Source organism: Winogradskyella sp. PC D3.3, assembly GCF_054366245.1.
This window is the reverse complement of record NZ_CM135962.1, coordinates 2,557,470-2,575,540: the sequence shown is the minus strand read 5'-3', so window position 1 is coordinate 2,575,540 and position 18,071 is coordinate 2,557,470. Positions and strand designations below refer to the sequence as shown.

The window sequence follows — 18,071 nt, the reverse complement described above, 5'->3', positions numbered from 1 at the left end:
CACAACCCTATGCAATACGGCATTTGCAATCTTGGAATTGTACCTATAAGATTTGAACCTAGCGATACCAGTGAAATGGTAACGCAAGCATTGTATGGTGACTATTTTAAAGTGCTTGAGCAACGCAAAAAATGGAGTCGAATTCGTTTTGCCTTTGATAATTATGAAGGTTGGATAGATAATAAACAATACCTTGAAATTGAAGAAACAGATTACAACGATTTAAACAAGTCTGATATTAACTTATCTAATGATTTAATTGAATTTGTTTCTGATGCCTCTAATAGTTTATATCCAATTCCGGTTGGCTCAGATTTAAATGGATTAGCTTTACTTCATCATCATTTTGATGGTACAGCTTTAACAGTAAAAAGCGCCAAAGCGAATATTATAAAATCTTCGTTTTTATTCTTAAATGCTCCTTATTTATGGGGAGGAAAAACACCTTTTGGGATTGACTGTTCTGGTTTTACACAAATGGTATATAAGCTTAATGGCTACAAACTTTTTAGAGATGCTTCTGAACAAGCTAAACAAGGAGAAGCCTTAAGCTTTATAGAAGAAAGTGAGCCAGGTGATTTAGCCTTTTTTGATAATGCTGAAGGTCATATTACACATGTAGGGATAATAATGGAAGATAACTATATTATTCATGCCCATGGAAAAGTTAGAATTGACCGTTTAGACCATAGTGGTATATATAATATTGATAAAAATGTACATACCCATAAGTTAAGGGTTATCAAAAAAATTGTATAAAAAAAAGCGACTTTTCAGTCGCTTTTTTTATTCTATAATTTTACTGTAATTTTAATTACCGTTTGCAGAAGCTTCTATTTTCTCAATTTTAGCTCGCATAGCTTTGAATTTATCAGTTTCACCTAGTGCACTGTAAATATTCATTAATGTTCTAGCTGCATCAACATTCGTATTTTTCAATTCTAACGCTTTTTCTAAATAAGGAATCGCTTGTTGATAAACTTGAGTACGCTTCTCTTTTAATTCATCATACTTTTTATTATCAGCCTTACTTGTTCCTAAACTATTCATTTCCTCAACAATTTTAGCCTCTCCATCTAAAATTACAACAGCTATATTTGTATAAGCATCAACATAATTAGGATTAATAGAAACTGCTTTTTCATAATACTTAATTGCAGCTTCCGTGTTACCACCTTCTGCTGCTAAAACTCCTAGGTTATATTGTAGTTCTGCATTATTAGGATCCTTTTGAGTAGCTTCTTCCATTAGAGACTTAAATTTATCTCTGTTTCCCATTTTAAGATGAACGTTAGCTTCAGATAATAATAATCCTATATCATCAGGATTTTCAGATCTAGCATCTGCCATTGCTCCAAGTGCTTTTTCATTTTCTCCTTGAGAAACATATATCAAAGCTATATTTTTCACAATTTCAGCTGTTTTAGACGCACTTTTTTCATCTTTTGGATCCTTATGCAATTTAGCCTTAACAGAAAAATCTCTTGCAGCTTTATCTGCAAATCTCTCTTTCTCTCCTGTCTCAACATTAGTTGCATAATAATTCATTTCTGCCCCATTATATCCCATGTTTTTAAGCTCTAAGTAATAATCTAAAGCCGTATCGTAATCTTGCTCAGTGACTGCTGAAGAAGCCGCATAGTATAAGTATAATGTATCTTTTGGAGACATTCTATATACCTTTTCAAAGCCTTTTGCTGCTACTTTATAATTTTTATTAGTAAATGCTTCATTAGCTTTAGTTAAAAAAGAATTCACCATTCCAGTAGTCATTTCATTAGCTTCTTGAGTATATTTTAACTTACCCATTTTAGATTCTAATGTTTTTAGGTTGTCTAAACTAGTAATAGCTTCATCTACATTGGCGTCTGTACCCGCTCCATTAGCGTACAATGCTTTTGCTTTTAATAAATAAAATTTAGCTTTAGACTTATCGTCCATATTTCCTATTAAAGCTTCCGCTGCAGAAGCTGCTGATTTAGCATCAGCAAAATTTGAATTTTTAAGTGCTTTCTCAATTGCCTTTATCTCATTTTTTTGTGCAAAAGACAATGACGTGATTGCTAAAACCAGCACTAATGTCAGTAATTTTTTCATCTTGTGTTAATTCGTTTTGTTATTAATTATTCGCTTTCTGTATCGTTATTATCAATAGCCGTGCCACCTTCAATAGCATCCTCATTGTCCATTACTTCAGCATCGACATCTACAATGTTCTCCTCTTCTTCATCTTTCATCACTTTAGCAACCGCAGCAATAGAATCATTACCTTTTAAGTTAATAAGTTTCACACCTTGCGTTGCTCTACCCATAACACGTAAATCAGATACAGCCATTCTAATAGCAATTCCTGATTTATTGATAATCATTAAATCATCTTCATCAGTTACATTCTTAATAGATACTAAATTACCCGTTTTTTCTGTGATAGAAATGGTTTTTACACCTTTTCCACCTCTATTGGTAATTCTATAATCTTCTAATTTAGAACGCTTTCCGTAACCATTTTCAGAAACGACAAGAATATTACTTTCCATATCATCAACAGCAATCATTCCAACAACCTCATCTGTTTTCTCATCTTGAAGACGAATACCACGCACACCTGAAGCATTTCTACCCATTGGTCGTGTTTTGGCCTCTTCAAAACGTATAGCTTTACCAGACTTAAGCGCTAACATTACTTGACTTTCTCCTGTTGTTAACTTCGCTTCTAATAAAACGTCATCCTCTTTAATCGTAATGGCATTAATACCGTTAGATCTTGGTCTAGAATATTGTTCTAAAGATGTTTTCTTAACCTGTCCTTTTTTAGTAGCCATAATGACATAATGACTATTAATATACTCCTCATCTTTTAAATCTTGAGTACAAATAAAAGCCATCACTTTATCATCTTGCTCAATATTTACTAAATTCTGAATGGCTCTTCCTTTAGATGTTTTAGAACCTTCTGGGATTTCGTAAACGCGCATCCAGAAACATTTTCCTTTTTGCGTAAAGAATAACATGTATTGGTGATTGGTACCAACAAATAAATGCTCTAAGAAATCCTCATTACGTGTTGTTGACGCTTTTTGTCCAACTCCACCTCTATGCTGCGTTTTATATTCGGTAAGAGACGTACGTTTAATATAACCAGCATGAGAAATCGTAATCACGACTTGTGCATCTGGGATCATATCCTCAATACTCAAATCTCCTCCTGCATATTCAATTAAAGAACGACGCTCGTCGCCATATTTTTCTCTAATAACTTCTAGCTCTCCTTTAATGATATCCATACGACGTTCTTTCTTGTCTAAGATATCTTTAAGATCAATAATGGTTTTCATGATTTCGTCATACTCAGAACGTAACTTATCTTGTTCTAGACCCGTTAACTGACGCAAACGCATTTCAACAATAGCTTTGGCCTGAATTTCTGACAGTTTAAAACGTTCAATTAAATTATTACGAGCTTCTTCTGCATTATTTGAAGCACGAATAATTTTTATCACTTCATCAATATTATCTGAAGCTATAATTAAACCTTCTAAGATATGTGCACGCTCTTCAGCTTTGCGTAATTCATATGTTGTACGTCTTACAACAACATCATGTCTATGTTCAACGAAATAATGAATTAATTCCTTTAAGTTTAATAATTGTGGGCGACCATTTACTAATGCAATATTATTAACACTAAAAGAGGTTTGTAAAGCCGTGTATTTATATAATTTATTAAGAACGATATTAGGGATTGCATCACGCTTTAGCACGTAAAGAATTCGCATACCATTTCTATCGGATTCATCACGAATAGACGCAATACCATCCATTTTTTTCTCGTTAACTAAATCAGCAGTCTTCTTAATCATGTCTGCCTTGTTAACTTGATATGGAATCTCAGTTACAATAATACATTCTCTTCCTTGTACTTCTTCAATTACAACTTTACCACGTATTACAATACGTCCACGACCTGTATGAAATGCTTCCTTAACACCATCGTAACCATAGATTGTTCCTCCTGTAGGAAAATCTGGCGCTTTAATGTGTTGCATTAATTCATCGATTTCAATATCGTTATTTTCAATGTAAGCTATTGTTCCATTTACAACTTCAGTTAAGTTGTGTGGTGGCATGTTAGTAGCCATACCAACAGCAATACCTGATGCTCCATTAACTAAGAGTCCAGGAATTCGTGTTGGAAGAACCGTTGGTTCTTCTAATGTGTCATCAAAATTTAATTTATGATCAACGGTTTCTTTATCAATATCTGCCAACATATCTTCAGATATCTTACGCATTCTTGCCTCAGTATAACGCATTGCTGCGGGACTATCACCATCTACAGATCCAAAGTTACCTTGTCCATCAACCAACATGTAACGTAAACTCCATTCTTGAGCCATACGCACCATTGCATCATAAACTGAGGTGTCTCCATGTGGATGATACTTTCCTAAAACTTCACCAACTATTCTTGCTGATTTTTTATGTGCACTATTTGCTCTAATTCCTAATTCATGCATACCGTAAAGTACACGTCTATGAACTGGTTTTAAACCATCTCTTACATCTGGTAACGCACGTGACACAATGACCGACATTGAATAATCAATGTAAGCCGATTTCATTTCATCTTCAATGTTAATTGGAATGAGTTTTTCTCCTTCTGCCATATATAAAATTAATTAGTTTTTTAGTGAATTTTCATAACGTGCTAATATAACCAAATTACTAATGTTCATAGCCTAATTTCATTTGATTTTTGGGATTTTTTATTAACAATATTTGATATCTTTTTCGTTAATAAGTATCTCTTAAATTCCTTTGATTTAAAAAGCTTTTTTACTCTCTTCGTTTCAAACATTTTACAAACACCAAATAAGTCTTAAAATAACGCATATAATTCGCTTCTATTGCACTTATATTTCATTAGTAAATAAAGCCTTAGCAAAAGAATCCTAAGGTTTTAATTATTTATTCGAGTACAATTTATTTCAAATTATTTATGACACATTTTAAAATTCATTTGGTTTAGGTATAGTTTTTGACCTATACTCAATATGTTTTTACTATTTTTAAAGCAGAAAGGATTTTAATATGGATGATAATTTTTCCCCAAGAGTTAAAGATGTTATAGCTTATAGCAAAGAAGAGGCCCTACGATTAGGTCATGATTTCATTGGTACAGAGCATTTAATGCTAGGACTATTAAGAGATGGCAATGGTAAAGCAATAGATATATTGAGTGCCTTAGATGTAGACCTTAATCACCTCAGGCGTAAGGTTGAGATTTTAAGTCCTGCTAACCCTAATATCATTACAACATCTAATGAAAAAAAGAATTTACATCTTACAAGGCAAGCGGAACGCGCTTTAAAAACGACGTTTTTAGAAGCTAAGTTATTTCAAAGCACCTCTATTAACACAGCACATTTGCTATTGTGTATTTTAAGAAATGAAAACGACCCTACAACCAAGCTTTTAAATAAGCTTAAAGTAGATTATGATAACGTTAAAGAAGAATTTAAATCTATGATAACTAGCGAAGATGATTATTTAGACACACCAAAAGCAGAATCGTTTTCTGACGACGAAATTAATGACGAAGAAGATGCTAAGCAAAATCCATTTGGTGGACAGTCTAGCAAAACGAACAAAAAATCAAAAACACCAGTTTTAGATAATTTTGGAAGGGACTTAACTGTACTTGCTGAAGAGGATAAATTAGATCCTGTTGTAGGTAGAGAAAAAGAAATACAACGTGTTTCTCAAATTTTAAGTCGAAGAAAGAAAAACAATCCTTTATTAATAGGAGAACCAGGTGTAGGTAAATCTGCCATAGCAGAAGGACTCGCTTTACGTATTGTTAAACGAAAAGTATCACGTACCTTATTTAACAAGCGTGTAGTGACTTTAGATTTAGCAAGTTTGGTTGCAGGCACAAAATACAGAGGACAGTTTGAAGAGCGTATGAAAGCTGTTATGAACGAGCTCGAAAAGAATGATGATATTATTCTTTTTATTGATGAAATTCATACTATAGTTGGTGCTGGAGGAGCAACAGGAAGTCTTGATGCGTCTAACATGTTTAAACCAGCCTTAGCAAGAGGTGAAATACAATGTATTGGTGCAACCACCTTAGATGAATACAGACAATATATTGAAAAAGATGGGGCTTTAGAACGCCGTTTTCAGAAGGTCATCGTTGAGCCAACATCTGTAGAAGAAACTATTGAAATTCTTAACAATATTAAAGGTAAGTACGAAGAGCATCACAATGTTAATTATACTGATGAAGCTATTGAAGCTTGTGTGAAATTAACTAATCGTTATATGACAGAACGTTTCTTGCCAGACAAAGCTATTGATGCTTTAGACGAAGCAGGATCTCGTGTACATATTACAAATATTGATGTTCCAAAACAAATTCTTGAATTAGAAAAGAAACTTGAAGACGTTAAAGAAACTAAGAATAGTGTTGTAAAAAAACAGAAATATGAAGAAGCTGCAAAACTTAGAGATGATGAAAAACGTCTAGAAAAAGAACTCGCCACTGCTCAAGAAAAATGGGAAGAAGAAACCAGACAACATCGCGAAGTTGTAACAGAAGATAATGTTGCCGATGTGGTATCTATGATGACCGGAATTCCTGTGAATAAAATAGCACAAACTGAGATTAACAAACTATCAAAATTACCAGACTTAATAAAAGGTAAGGTTATTGGTCAAGATCAGGCTGTTGCTAAGGTTGTAAAAGCGATTCAACGAAACAGAGCTGGACTTAAAGATCCTAATAAACCAATTGGTTCATTTATATTTTTAGGGCAAACAGGTGTTGGTAAAACACAATTAGCTAAAGTATTAGCTCGTGAGTTATTTGATAGTGACGATGCACTTGTTAGAATCGACATGAGTGAATACATGGAGAAATTTGCCATTTCACGTTTAGTAGGTGCACCTCCAGGTTACGTTGGTTATGAAGAAGGAGGTCAGCTTACTGAAAAAATCAGACGTAAACCTTACGCTGTAGTTCTTTTAGATGAAATTGAAAAAGCACATCCAGATGTCTTTAACATGTTGCTTCAGGTTTTAGATGACGGTTATTTAACAGATAGCTTAGGTCGTAAAATTGATTTTAGAAATACCATTATAATTATGACATCTAACATTGGTGCCAGAAAACTAAAGGATTTCGGAACAGGAGTTGGTTTTGGTACTGCGGCAGCTGTTGCACAAGAATCAGACCACGCAAAAGGAATCATCGAAAATGCACTGAAAAAAGCATTTGCACCAGAGTTTTTAAATAGAATTGACGATGTTATTGTATTTAATGCCTTAGAGAAAGAAGATATCGGAAAAATTATTGATATTGAACTCGCTAAGCTTATTTACAGAATAAAAGACTTAGGTTACGAATTAACGCTTTCAGATAAAGCTAAGGATTATATTGCAGAAAAAGGTTTCGATAAACAATATGGAGCCAGACCTCTTAACAGAGCAATTCAGAAATATGTTGAAGATGCACTCGCAGAAGAAATCATCAACTCTAAAATCCACGAGGGCGATACCATCGCCATGGATTTGGATGAGAAAAAGGATGAATTAATTATTAAAATTAAATCATCGAGCAAAACCACAGAATCTTAAGATAAATTATCGCTTTTTAATAAAAACTCCTTTATCATTAAAGGAGTTTTTTGTATTTTAGAACAACGATCTACAATATTTTTATGAATAAAATTATCGATATAGACTTTTGTACATTAAAATTTTATGATAATTATATGCTCACTATTATGAAAGAAGGAGTGCATGTAGATGATGTTCAGAATGAAATGCTTATCCAAATAGCAGAAGAATTTTACAAAGACAAACCTTTTGTTTACATTACTTATCGAATAAACTCTTATTCTGTAAACCCCAATATTTACGCAACAACATCTAAAATGAAAAGTTTAGCTGGTTTTGCCGTCGTTTGTTATGATTACAAAGCCAAAAAGAATGCTCAGATAGAAAAGCTATTTCTAAATAAACCTTTTGAAATATTCTGTAATTTAAATGAAGCGTTTGCTTGGGCAGATAAGCTAATCAACAAAGAATAGTTTTATTGATTAGCTTATTTTTTTATACTTATTTTAAATCATAATGATTTAAAAACAATTCATCAATTTCTATATCTACATCTTTTAAAAATTGAATTGAAGCTTCTATAGAGTCATGTAATACCTCATCTACCTTAATAAACGGCACCACTTTTCTGTATTGTTCTAAAAACGATTCTAACAAAGGAGATGTTTTTAAAGGTCGTCTAAACTCTAAAGCCTGTGAAGCATTCATCAATTCAATAGCAATAACACGCTCTACATTTTTAACCAAGGTATAAGCTTGCGTTGCCGCATTAGCTCCCATACTAACGTGATCTTCTTGACCGTTACTAGAGACAATACTATCAACACTCGCAGGAGATGCCATTTGCTTGTTAGCACTTACAATACTCGCTGCTGTGTATTGCGGAATCATAAAACCTGAATTAAGGCCAGGATTATCAACTAAAAACGCTGGTAACCCCCTTAAACCAGAAACCAATTGAAACACACGTCGTTCCGAAATATTACCTATTTCAGCCATCGCAATCTTCAAATAATCCAGAGCTAAAGCTAAAGGTTGTCCGTGAAAATTTCCTCCTGAAATAATTAAATCTTCTTCATGAAAAATATTTGGATTATCCGTTACAGAATTGATCTCAGTTAAAACCACTTTCTCAACAAAATCTAAGGTGTCCTTTGTTGCTCCATGAACCTGAGGAATACAACGAAACGAGTAAGGATCTTGCACATGTTCTTTTTCACGTGTAATAAGTTCGCTTCCTTTTAAAAACTCATTAAATCGTCTAGCCACTTTTCGTTGTCCAGGATGGGGTCTTACCGCATGAACCAAATCATGAAAAGGATCTAACCGTCCATCAAAAGCATCTAATGATATACTGGCAATAATGTCTGCCAAATAGGATGTTTTATGAGACATTAAGAGTAAATAAACACTATAAGCACTCATAAACTGGGTACCATTAAGTAAGGCTAGACCTTCTTTCGCTTCAAGTGTAATAGGTTCCCAATTAAACTTATCTAAAAGTGTGGCTGCATCGTACTCTTTATTGTTATGCACCACTTTTCCTTTTCCTAATAAAGGTAATGCCAAATGCGCCAAAGGAGCCAAATCACCCGATGCTCCCAAAGACCCTTGTGTATACACAAAAGGAAATATATCATTATTAAAAAACTCAATAAGTCTATTTACTGTTGCTAACTGCACGCCACTATGACCATAACTCAGCGATTGTATCTTTAAAAGCAACATCACTTTAACTATGGATTCTGGCACACGATCTCCTGTTCCACAGGCATGAGACATTACTAGGTTTTCTTGCAACTGACTCAAATCAGTATCCGAAATTTTCACATTATATAAAGAACCAAATCCCGTGTTAATACCATACATTGGTTTTTTTTCACTTGCTAATTTTTCGTCCAAATACGTTTTACATTTCTGTATATTATTTGCCGAAGCTTCAGAGAGCTTAAGTTTTTTATTTTTATAAAAAATATTGTAAATCGTTACAATATCTAAAGCATCAGAAGAGATGATATGATAGTTGTCCATGAGGAGTTATTTTTAAGTTTCCAAAATTGGGAATAATTTTGGATTCTACAAGATTTTGTTAATAATTCATTACATCTATGAATTTACTTATTAATGTTTATTTTTGCGTTTGAACAAAAAAACTAGTTATGAAACGATTATTATTACTTTGCATTGCTGCAACCGTATTTGCTTGTAAAGGGGAGCCTAAAGATTATGTTACACTTTCTGGGAAAATCTCAAATCCTGACGAAAGTAAGACACTCAAAATTTTTAAAGGAAGGCAATATGAAAAAATAATTACCCTAAATGATGATGGTACATTTAAAGATACTTTAAAAGTTGAAGCTGGTGATTTTAACTTCCAACATGGAAAAGAATATGGTCAAATTTATTTAAAAAATAACAACACATCGTCTTTTGAAACAGATTATAATTCTTTTATTGATTCTATCGTTTATGGAGGAGATGCTTCAGACCTTAACAACTTTACCGTTCAAGCTTTCTTATTATCTAAAAAATACTTTACAGAAGATCTTATAGGTACGAATGACATGACTAAAGTTGATGAGACTATCGTTAATTACAAATCCTCATATGAGGACTTAAAAAATAAATATACAGATATAGATTCTACCCATGTTGCTGTTGTAGATAAAAACATTGCTATGACAATTGAGCAACTCTCTAAATTTATGGAAGCTAAGCAAGCTACAATTAACGCATTTCCTAAAGGATCACCTTCCCCTATTTTTGAAGATTATAAAAATTATGCAGGTGGTAAAACATCACTTTCTGACTTAAAAGGAAAATTTGTTTATATTGATTTATGGGCAACATGGTGTGGCCCATGTATTAAAGAAATTCCTTCTCTTAAAAAAGTTGAAAAACAATATGAAGGAAAAAACATTGAATTTGTAAGTATTTCAATTGATGAAGGTCGTGGTTACAAAGGAGATGCTGCTGCTGCGTATGAAGGTTGGAAAAAGATGGTAGCTGAAAAAGAATTAGGTGGTATTCAATTATTCGCAGATAATGGCTTTAGATCACAATTTGTGCAAGACTATAAGGTTAATGGTATTCCAAGATTTATATTAATAGATCCTAATGGAAATATTGTGAGTGCAGACGCTCCAAGACCTTCTAGTTCTGCTTTGATAGATTTATTTAACGAGTTGAATATCTAGACATTTAAACCTCATAAAAAAAGCCTGTCTAATCGTTTTTAGACAGGCTTTTTTTTATTATGACTTTTGTTCTTCTTGATTTCCTTCTTGTGTGGGCTCTGGCTGTTTAAACAAATCAATATAAGCTTCACCTAAAGTAGTTATGATATGACTTGCAATAAGACTTTGGTACCCATAGTCTTCTAAAGCGATATCCGCAGCCTTTCCATGCAAGTAAACTCCAAAAATGGTTGCTGCCAAAGGTGCATACCCTTGAGCGATTAAACCTGAGATAATTCCCGTTAACACATCTCCACATCCTGCCGTAGCCATCCCTGGATTTCCAGTCGTATTTACATACAACTTATGTTTATTCACTGTAATGGAATTTGCTCCTTTAATTAAAATAACAATATCATATTTTTCGGACAAGGCTTTTACTTTTTCTAATTTTTCAAAATCATTAGACCATTTCCCTATTAGGCGTTCTAATTCTTTTGGATGTGGTGTTAATACCGTTTGTTTAGGCAATAATTTTAAAAGAGCCTTCTTTTTCGATAAAATATTTAAGCCATCAGCATCAATAACCAAAGGAGTTTTGTTGGTTTTTAAAAAATCTTCAAATGTTTTTACCGTTTCTAAAGATGTACCAAGCCCAACTCCAACTCCAATAACCGTTGGTTTTAAATCAAAATTTATATTAGAAATATGTGTTTCAGCAGCATCCGTAATAACCATAACTTCTGGAATAGAAGTCTGTAAACTATGATAACCACATTTTGGTACATAAGCCGTCACTAGGCCCGCTCCAGCCCCTAAGGCCGCCCTACTCGCCAAGTTAACGGATCCTATTTTACCGTAACTCCCTCCCAAAATCATAACATGTCCAAAATCACCTTTATGAGCAAACTTTTTTCTAGGCTGATATAATGGTAAAACTTCATGTTTTGAAATCAACTCAACTTCGGTTTCGGTTTTCATTAAATAATCGCGATCTATCCCAATATCCAAGGCCTCCCATTGCCCGATGTATTGTTCCGTTTCAGGCAAAAAGAACACTAATTTAGGAGATTGAAAACTCAAAGTATAATTCGCATAAACCACCGCATTATCATCTTCTACAGCTTTATCTGTATATAACCCTGAAGGAATATCAATTGAGAGCGTAAACGCTTTTGATGCTTTCATTTTTTCAAACAAAACTTTGACCCAATCATTTGGTGGACGATTTAAACCAATTCCAAAAATAGCATCTACAATAATATCATCTACTCCAATTACTATTTCAGTAAAATCCTCTTTACAGCTCAACATCGTTGGCCATTTTTTTGAGACTGTTTTAACACGATCATAATTGATTAAAAAATCTTTGGAACGCTTATCACTACAATTTACAATATAAGTCTCCACGTTATAGCCATGAGTAATTAAATGCCTTGCCAAAACTAGCCCATCACCTCCATTGTTACCAATACCACAAAACACATGGATTGGCACTTGTGCGCCTTGCATTCGCATGTGCATCCAATTAAAGATTTGTGTTCCTGCGCGCTCCATTAAATCTGTCGCAGAAATGTTTTGACGTTCTGTAGTTAATTTATCTCCTTCGTAAATTTGTGCTTTAGAAAATAATTTCATGTGTCTTTTTTTATTGCTTTATTAAGGTATCCTCTTATTGGAAATTAATCATAGATATAAATGATCATCCCTAGGATTCTAATTAGTTAAGAATACCCAGATTTCATATTCATCGTATTACATATACTTCAATCTCAAACCTTTTATAAAAAATGTATGATATGAATAATTGATTAACTCGTCCTGTTTGTTAATTATCTTTCATTTTTTTTATAAAGATTAGCCCTTTTTTACTAATTCCCTAAAAAGAAACGATTAGTTTTTTTATTGTTATAAAAATAATACTTTTGGTATGTAATGAAAACAAATCTTAAAATAACATCACATACAATGGTTAATGCTAACGGCATGTGGATTTCTATGGTTTTCATTTCAATGATTATTACCCTTTGGGGTAATTTATAATATGCTCTCCGTCCCTTTTTGTCTATTTAGACATTTTATTCTCTTAAATTTTATAAAATTATGAAAGTTCTCAAATTTGGTGGAACATCAGTAGGTTCAGCCGAAAACATAAATAAAGTTATTTCAATTTTAGACCAACAATCTAAAACAACTCCTATCGCTGTCGTTGTATCTGCCGTTGGTGGCATTACAGATAAATTATTAGAAGCTGGTAATTTGGCTTGCAATAAAAATCTAGACTACAAGCAGAAGTATGATATGATATGGTCTATTCATAATGCTGTTATTGAAGGGTTGTTCTTAAACCCTGATAAAGATAAATCAATACAAAAACAGCAAGACGATTTACGTGACATAATTTCAGACAAATTAAATAATCTAAAAAGTCTTCTAAACGGCATTTATTTAATCAATGAATTATCTCCAAAAACTAAAGATAAATTATTAAGTTTTGGTGAAAAACTATCATCGACAATAATTTATCACACATTAAAATCTAGAGGTTTAAACACTAGTTTAAAAAACTCACAAGAGCTTATTGTTACCGATTCAAATTTTAATAATGCAACGGTAAATTTCGATATTACAAATACTAACATTCAGTCCTTTTTTAACTCAAACTCTAGTCCTATTGTTTTACTACCTGGTTTTGTTTCAAAATCAATTAACGGAGAAATCACAACTTTAGGTCGTGGTGGTTCAGATTACACGGCAGCTATTATTGCAGCGGCAATGAATGCTGATGAATTACAAATCTGGACAGACGTTAGTGGTATGTATACCACCAATCCTAAATTAGTAAAACAAGCCGCTCCTATTGTAGAATTATCATATCAAGAAGCGGTAGAGTTATCTCATTTTGGTGCCAAAGTATTGTACCCTCCAACGGTGATGCCTGTACTTAAAAAGAAGATTCCGATTGTGATTAAAAACACTTTAGATCCTGATGCTATTGGTACTACAATTACTCAAAACGTAACACCAAACGGAAATTCGCCTGTAAAAGGAATTAGCAATATTGATAATGTAGCCTTACTTACCTTACAAGGTAATGGTATGGTTGGTGTACCTGGATTTAGTAAACGCTTATTTGAAACCTTAGCACACGAAAAAATTAATATCATTTTAATTACACAATCGTCTTCAGAACATACCATTTGCTTTGGTATCTCAGATAAAGATGCTGAACGTGCAAAAACAGTCATTGATCTCGTTTTTGAATATGAAATTGCACTACATAAAATTGACCCAATAGTTGTAGAATCAGACTTATCTATCATTGCTGTAATTGGCGATAAAATGAAAAATCATCAAGGTATAAGTGGTAAAATGTTTAGTACACTTGGTAAAAACAACGTGAATATTAGAGCTATTGCACAAGGAGCTTCTGAACGTAACATTTCGGCTGTAATTCATAAAAATGATGTAAAAAAAGCACTTAACAGTTTACACGAGCAGTTTTTTGAAATCAAGACCAAACAAATCAATCTCTTTATTACTGGAGTTGGTAATGTTGGAGAACGACTTATAGAACAGATTAAATTGCAAAAAGCTTATGTAAAAGAAAACTTTAAAATCAACTTAAGAATTGCTGGCTTATCCAATTCTCGACACATGGTTGTTAATGATGAGGGAATAAATTTAAAACACTGGAAACAAGAACTCGAAAATGGGGAACAAGCCAGTTTAGATGGCTTTTTTGAGCATGCCAAAAACTTGAATTTAAGAAACTCTGTTTTTGTAGATATTACAGCAAATGAAGCCGTATCTAATATTTATGGCAACTACTTAAAACAAAGTATTTCTGTTGTGGCTTGTAATAAAATAGCTTGCTCTGGTAATATTGAATATTACAATGAATTAAAGGCTTTATCGAGACAATACAACGCTTCATTTTTATTTGAAACGAATGTTGGTGCTGGTTTGCCTGTTTTAGACACTTTAAGTCATTTAATTACTTCAGGAGATAAAGTAAACACCATCCAAGCGGTATTATCGGGAAGTCTTAACTTTATCTTCAATAATTTTAATGCTCAAACGACCTTTCACGATATCGTAAAACAAGCTCAAGAAGAAGGCTATACAGAACCAGATCCGAGAATAGATTTAAGCGGCATTGATGTGGCTCGTAAAATTTTAATTTTAGCTAGAGAAAGTGGACATGCTATTGAACTATCGCATCTTGAAAGTGATAATTTCTTAACCGAAAATGCGTCTAATTCTGATACGGTTGATGATTTTTTCAAAACATTAATTGAAGACGAAGCTTATTATCAAGGCTTATATAAATCTGCAAAAGACAATAACTGCCAACTAAAGTTTGTAGCCGAATTTAATAATGGAAAAGCTAAAGTTGGACTTCAAGAAATTCCTGAAGGACATCCATTTTATAACTTAAAAGGAAAAGATAATATCGTCATGTTTTACACGCAACGCTATCCTGAGCAACCCTTAATTATTAAAGGTGCTGGTGCTGGTGCGGATGTTACTGCATCTGGGTTATTTGCAGATATCATTAGAATCGCTAATAACTAATATGATGATTGAAGAAATTAAAATATTTTCACCTGCAACCGTAGCCAACGTGGCATGTGGATTTGATGTACTTGGATTCTGCTTAGATACTATCGGTGACGAAATGGTCATCAGAAAAACAGAACAAAAAGGCATTAAAATCACCAAAATTGAAGGCTATGATTTACCGTTTGAAGCCGAAAAAAATGTCGCTGGAGTTTCGGCTTTAGCTATGTATGACGCTTTACAACCCGATTGCGGGTTTGAAATAGAAATTTACAAAAACATAAAACCCGGCAGTGGTATTGGAAGCAGTTCGGCTAGTGCAGCAGGAAGTGTTTTTGGAATGAACGAACTCCTAGGAAGACCATTAGATAAAACTAAGCTGACGTACTATGCTATGAAAGGCGAAGCTTTGGCTAGTCAATGCGAACATGCGGATAATTTGGCACCTGCAATTTTTGGTGGATTTACACTGGTTAAAAGTGCTTCTCCACTGCAAATATTAGAGCTACCGACTCCATCGGATTTATTTGCGACGTTAATTCATCCGCAAATTGAAATTAAAACTTCAGAATCTAGAGCGATTTTACCTAAAGAGATTCCGCTAAGTAATGCTATTGCACAATGGGCAAATGTGGGTAGTTTAGTGCATGCTTTACATACTTCAGATTACAATTTAATTAAAGACGCATTGCACGATGTGGTGATTGAACCGTATCGAAAGCAATTAATTCCACATTTTGATGATGTAAAAAAAGCAGCATTGGAAGCTGGTGCCTTAGGTTGTGCGATTTCTGGTTCTGGACCTTCAATTTTTATGTTGAGTAAAAGTGAAGCTACAGCTAAAGCGGTCGAAAATGCGATTAGAAACGTATATTCAACAACAGATATATTATTTGAAACTTATGTTTCTAAGATTAATACTGAAGGGATTCGAGTTGTGTAGAAAGAATGACGGAAGACTAATGACGGAAGACTGAAATGGTAGAGAATTAAAATTGTGATTATGAATAAATTCAAATTTGAAAAACTGATTATTTGGCAAGATGCTATGGATTTTGGAGAAGTTATAAATGATATTTCACAACTTTTTCCAGATAAAGAAAAGTTTAATTTAAAGTCTCAAATTATGAGAGCCGTAGATTCTGTTGCACTTAACATATCTGAAGGTTCAATTGGCCAATCAAATCCAGAACAGAGAAAATTTATAGGTTATTCTATTCGCTCATTAGCTGAAGTTGTAACTTGTTTATTTAAAGCAAAACGACGAAATTATATCTCTGAAGAAATTTTTATCAAATTATACAATTCTGCTTTTCACTTAATGAACAAAATGGCAGCATTTAAAAGAAATATTAACTAAAAATGAATTCGGCAGTCTGTCATCAGTCTTCCGTCTTCTGTCAAAACACTATGAATTACTATTCTTTAAATAAAAAAGCTCCAAATACAACCTTCGAAGATGCCGTTGTAAGAGGATTAGCACCAGATAAAGGTTTATATTTTCCTGAATCTATTACTCCATTGGATCCTTCATTTTTTGAGACTATTGAAGACAAGTCCAATTCTGAAATTGCTTTTGAAGCGATTAAACAATTCATACTTCCTGAAATTCCAGAAGACGTTTTAAAAACTATTGTGGAAGAAACCTTGAATTTCGATTTTCCAGTAGTTGAAATCAATGAAAACATTTCAACGCTTGAGTTGTTTCATGGTCCAACAATGGCTTTTAAAGATGTTGGTGCGCGTTTTATGGCACGATGCTTAGGCTATTTTAACCAAACAAACACAAATGATGTTACGGTATTAGTCGCGACTTCTGGAGATACAGGTGGAGCGGTTGCTAATGGTTTTTTAGGGGTAAAAGGAGTTAATGTGGTTATACTCTACCCTAGCGGAAAAGTAAGTGATATTCAAGAAAAACAATTAACCACACTAGGCCAAAATATAACGGCCTTAGAAGTTGATGGTGTTTTTGATGATTGCCAAGACATGGTAAAGCAAGCCTTTATGGATACTGAATTAACGAACAAAATGCAATTGACTTCAGCCAACTCCATTAATATTGCCCGTTGGTTACCACAACTATTTTACTACATGTTTGCTTACAAACAATTAAAATCGAAACATAAAGACATCGCGTTCTCTGTACCAAGTGGTAATTTTGGAAATATTTGTGCTGGTATGGTGGCTCAAAAATTAGGCTTACCTATTAAGCATTTTATTGCGGCCAACAACGCAAATGCTACGGTTGTTAATTATATGATTTCTCAAACGTATAACCCTAAACCATCTGTTCAAACGATTAGTAATGCGATGGATGTTGGAAATCCGAGTAATTTTATCAGAATCCAAGAATTGCACAATAATAATTTTGATACGTTAAAAGCTAATTTATCATCATACAGTTATACAGACGAAGAAACCAAAGCAGCACTTTTAGAACTGTATAATGATTTTAATTATGTGGCAGATCCTCATGGTGCCGTTGGCTATTTGGGAGCTAAAGACTATTTAAAAGAAAATGAGGCTCATGTTGTATTTTTAGAAACAGCACATCCAACAAAGTTTTTAGATGTTGTTGAGGACGTAATTAGAGAAAACATAGATTTACCTCCACAAATTGAAGCTGTAATGCACAAAGAAAAAGTAGCAATCGCTATTAATTCTTATGACGCATTGAAAGCCTTCTTACTACGATAATGACCGCAT

12 protein-coding genes are annotated in these 18,071 nt (G+C 33.4%); 8 read left to right on the top strand and 4 right to left on the bottom strand.

Annotated elements, in window-relative coordinates; all coding sequences use genetic code 11:
- Positions 1 to 9: 9 nt before the first annotated feature.
- Positions 10 to 759 carry a C40 family peptidase gene (locus ACXGSQ_RS11265; RefSeq protein ID WP_458626282.1) on the top strand — a complete coding sequence of 250 codons (750 nt, stop codon included), beginning with the start codon at positions 10 to 12 and terminating at the stop codon, positions 757 to 759.
- Positions 760 to 810: 51 nt separating this feature from the next.
- On the opposite strand, the gene ACXGSQ_RS11260 is transcribed toward ACXGSQ_RS11265, so the two are convergent.
- Positions 811 to 2,097: a tetratricopeptide repeat protein gene (locus ACXGSQ_RS11260; RefSeq protein ID WP_458626281.1), complete on the bottom strand. Its 1,287-nt coding sequence runs from the start codon at positions 2,095 to 2,097 to the stop codon at positions 811 to 813.
- A 26-nt stretch (positions 2,098 to 2,123) separates the two neighbouring features.
- Entirely contained in the window at positions 2,124 to 4,667 is a 2,544-nt protein-coding gene (gene gyrA, locus ACXGSQ_RS11255; RefSeq protein WP_458626280.1) for a DNA gyrase subunit A, read from the bottom strand.
- Between the two features lie 424 nt (positions 4,668 to 5,091).
- On the opposite strand from gyrA, the gene ACXGSQ_RS11250 reads away from it, so the two are divergent.
- Positions 5,092 to 7,641, top strand: a complete 2,550-nt coding sequence (locus tag ACXGSQ_RS11250) for an ATP-dependent Clp protease ATP-binding subunit (protein WP_458626279.1) — start codon at positions 5,092 to 5,094, stop codon at positions 7,639 to 7,641.
- Between the two features lie 83 nt (positions 7,642 to 7,724).
- The gene (locus ACXGSQ_RS11245; RefSeq protein ID WP_458626278.1) at positions 7,725 to 8,096 is read left to right on the top strand and encodes a hypothetical protein; all 372 of its coding nucleotides are present in this window, start codon (positions 7,725 to 7,727) and stop codon (positions 8,094 to 8,096) included.
- Positions 8,097 to 8,124: 28 nt separating this feature from the next.
- On the opposite strand, the gene hutH is transcribed toward ACXGSQ_RS11245, so the two are convergent.
- Positions 8,125 to 9,654: a histidine ammonia-lyase gene (gene hutH, locus ACXGSQ_RS11240; RefSeq protein ID WP_458626277.1), complete on the bottom strand. Its 1,530-nt coding sequence runs from the start codon at positions 9,652 to 9,654 to the stop codon at positions 8,125 to 8,127.
- Positions 9,655 to 9,782: 128 nt separating this feature from the next.
- Between hutH and ACXGSQ_RS11235 the strand changes: the two genes are divergently transcribed.
- Positions 9,783 to 10,820 (top strand): TlpA family protein disulfide reductase, encoded by a 1,038-nt coding sequence (locus ACXGSQ_RS11235; RefSeq protein ID WP_458626276.1) that lies wholly within the window; start codon positions 9,783 to 9,785, stop codon positions 10,818 to 10,820.
- 57 nt (positions 10,821 to 10,877) lie between these two features.
- Here the strand turns inward: ACXGSQ_RS11235 and ACXGSQ_RS11230 are convergent, their stop codons facing one another.
- A complete protein-coding gene (locus tag ACXGSQ_RS11230) occupies positions 10,878 to 12,437 on the bottom strand; it encodes an NAD(P)H-hydrate dehydratase (protein WP_458626275.1) in 1,560 nt (519 codons plus the stop codon).
- A 465-nt stretch (positions 12,438 to 12,902) separates the two neighbouring features.
- On the opposite strand from ACXGSQ_RS11230, the gene thrA reads away from it, so the two are divergent.
- Genes thrA through thrC form a run of 4 tightly spaced genes read left to right on the top strand, consistent with a single transcriptional unit; the run spans position 12,903 to position 18,062 of the window.
- Entirely contained in the window at positions 12,903 to 15,377 is a 2,475-nt protein-coding gene (thrA, locus tag ACXGSQ_RS11225; protein ID WP_458626274.1) for a bifunctional aspartate kinase/homoserine dehydrogenase I, read from the top strand.
- Positions 15,378 to 15,381: 4 nt separating this feature from the next.
- Positions 15,382 to 16,305: a homoserine kinase gene (locus ACXGSQ_RS11220; RefSeq protein ID WP_458629351.1), complete on the top strand. Its 924-nt coding sequence runs from the start codon at positions 15,382 to 15,384 to the stop codon at positions 16,303 to 16,305.
- Between the two features lie 60 nt (positions 16,306 to 16,365).
- Positions 16,366 to 16,722 carry a four helix bundle protein gene (locus tag ACXGSQ_RS11215; RefSeq protein WP_458626273.1) on the top strand — a complete coding sequence of 119 codons (357 nt, stop codon included), beginning with the start codon at positions 16,366 to 16,368 and terminating at the stop codon, positions 16,720 to 16,722.
- 50 nt (positions 16,723 to 16,772) lie between these two features.
- The gene (thrC, locus tag ACXGSQ_RS11210; protein WP_458626272.1) at positions 16,773 to 18,062 is read left to right on the top strand and encodes a threonine synthase; all 1,290 of its coding nucleotides are present in this window, start codon (positions 16,773 to 16,775) and stop codon (positions 18,060 to 18,062) included.
- The last annotated feature ends 9 nt before the right edge of the window (positions 18,063 to 18,071 follow it).

Bases quoted from the DNA above. Each gene is read 5' to 3' on its own strand.
- ACXGSQ_RS11260 (WP_458626281.1), bottom strand. From the start codon at position 2,097: ATGAAAAAATTACTGACATTAGTGCTGGTTTTAGCAATCACGTCATTG.
- thrC (WP_458626272.1), top strand. From the start codon at position 16,773: ATGAATTACTATTCTTTAAATAAAAAAGCTCCAAATACAACCTTCGAA.
- ACXGSQ_RS11235 (WP_458626276.1), top strand. From the start codon at position 9,783: ATGAAACGATTATTATTACTTTGCATTGCTGCAACCGTATTTGCTTGT.
- ACXGSQ_RS11220 (WP_458629351.1), top strand. From the start codon at position 15,382: ATGATTGAAGAAATTAAAATATTTTCACCTGCAACCGTAGCCAACGTG.
- ACXGSQ_RS11250 (WP_458626279.1), top strand. From the start codon at position 5,092: ATGGATGATAATTTTTCCCCAAGAGTTAAAGATGTTATAGCTTATAGC.
- ACXGSQ_RS11245 (WP_458626278.1), top strand. From the start codon at position 7,725: ATGAATAAAATTATCGATATAGACTTTTGTACATTAAAATTTTATGAT.
- ACXGSQ_RS11230 (WP_458626275.1), bottom strand. From the start codon at position 12,437: ATGAAATTATTTTCTAAAGCACAAATTTACGAAGGAGATAAATTAACT.
- thrA (WP_458626274.1), top strand. From the start codon at position 12,903: ATGAAAGTTCTCAAATTTGGTGGAACATCAGTAGGTTCAGCCGAAAAC.
- hutH (WP_458626277.1), bottom strand. From the start codon at position 9,654: ATGGACAACTATCATATCATCTCTTCTGATGCTTTAGATATTGTAACG.
- ACXGSQ_RS11265 (WP_458626282.1), top strand. From the start codon at position 10: ATGCAATACGGCATTTGCAATCTTGGAATTGTACCTATAAGATTTGAA.
- ACXGSQ_RS11215 (WP_458626273.1), top strand. From the start codon at position 16,366: ATGAATAAATTCAAATTTGAAAAACTGATTATTTGGCAAGATGCTATG.
- gyrA (WP_458626280.1), bottom strand. From the start codon at position 4,667: ATGGCAGAAGGAGAAAAACTCATTCCAATTAACATTGAAGATGAAATG.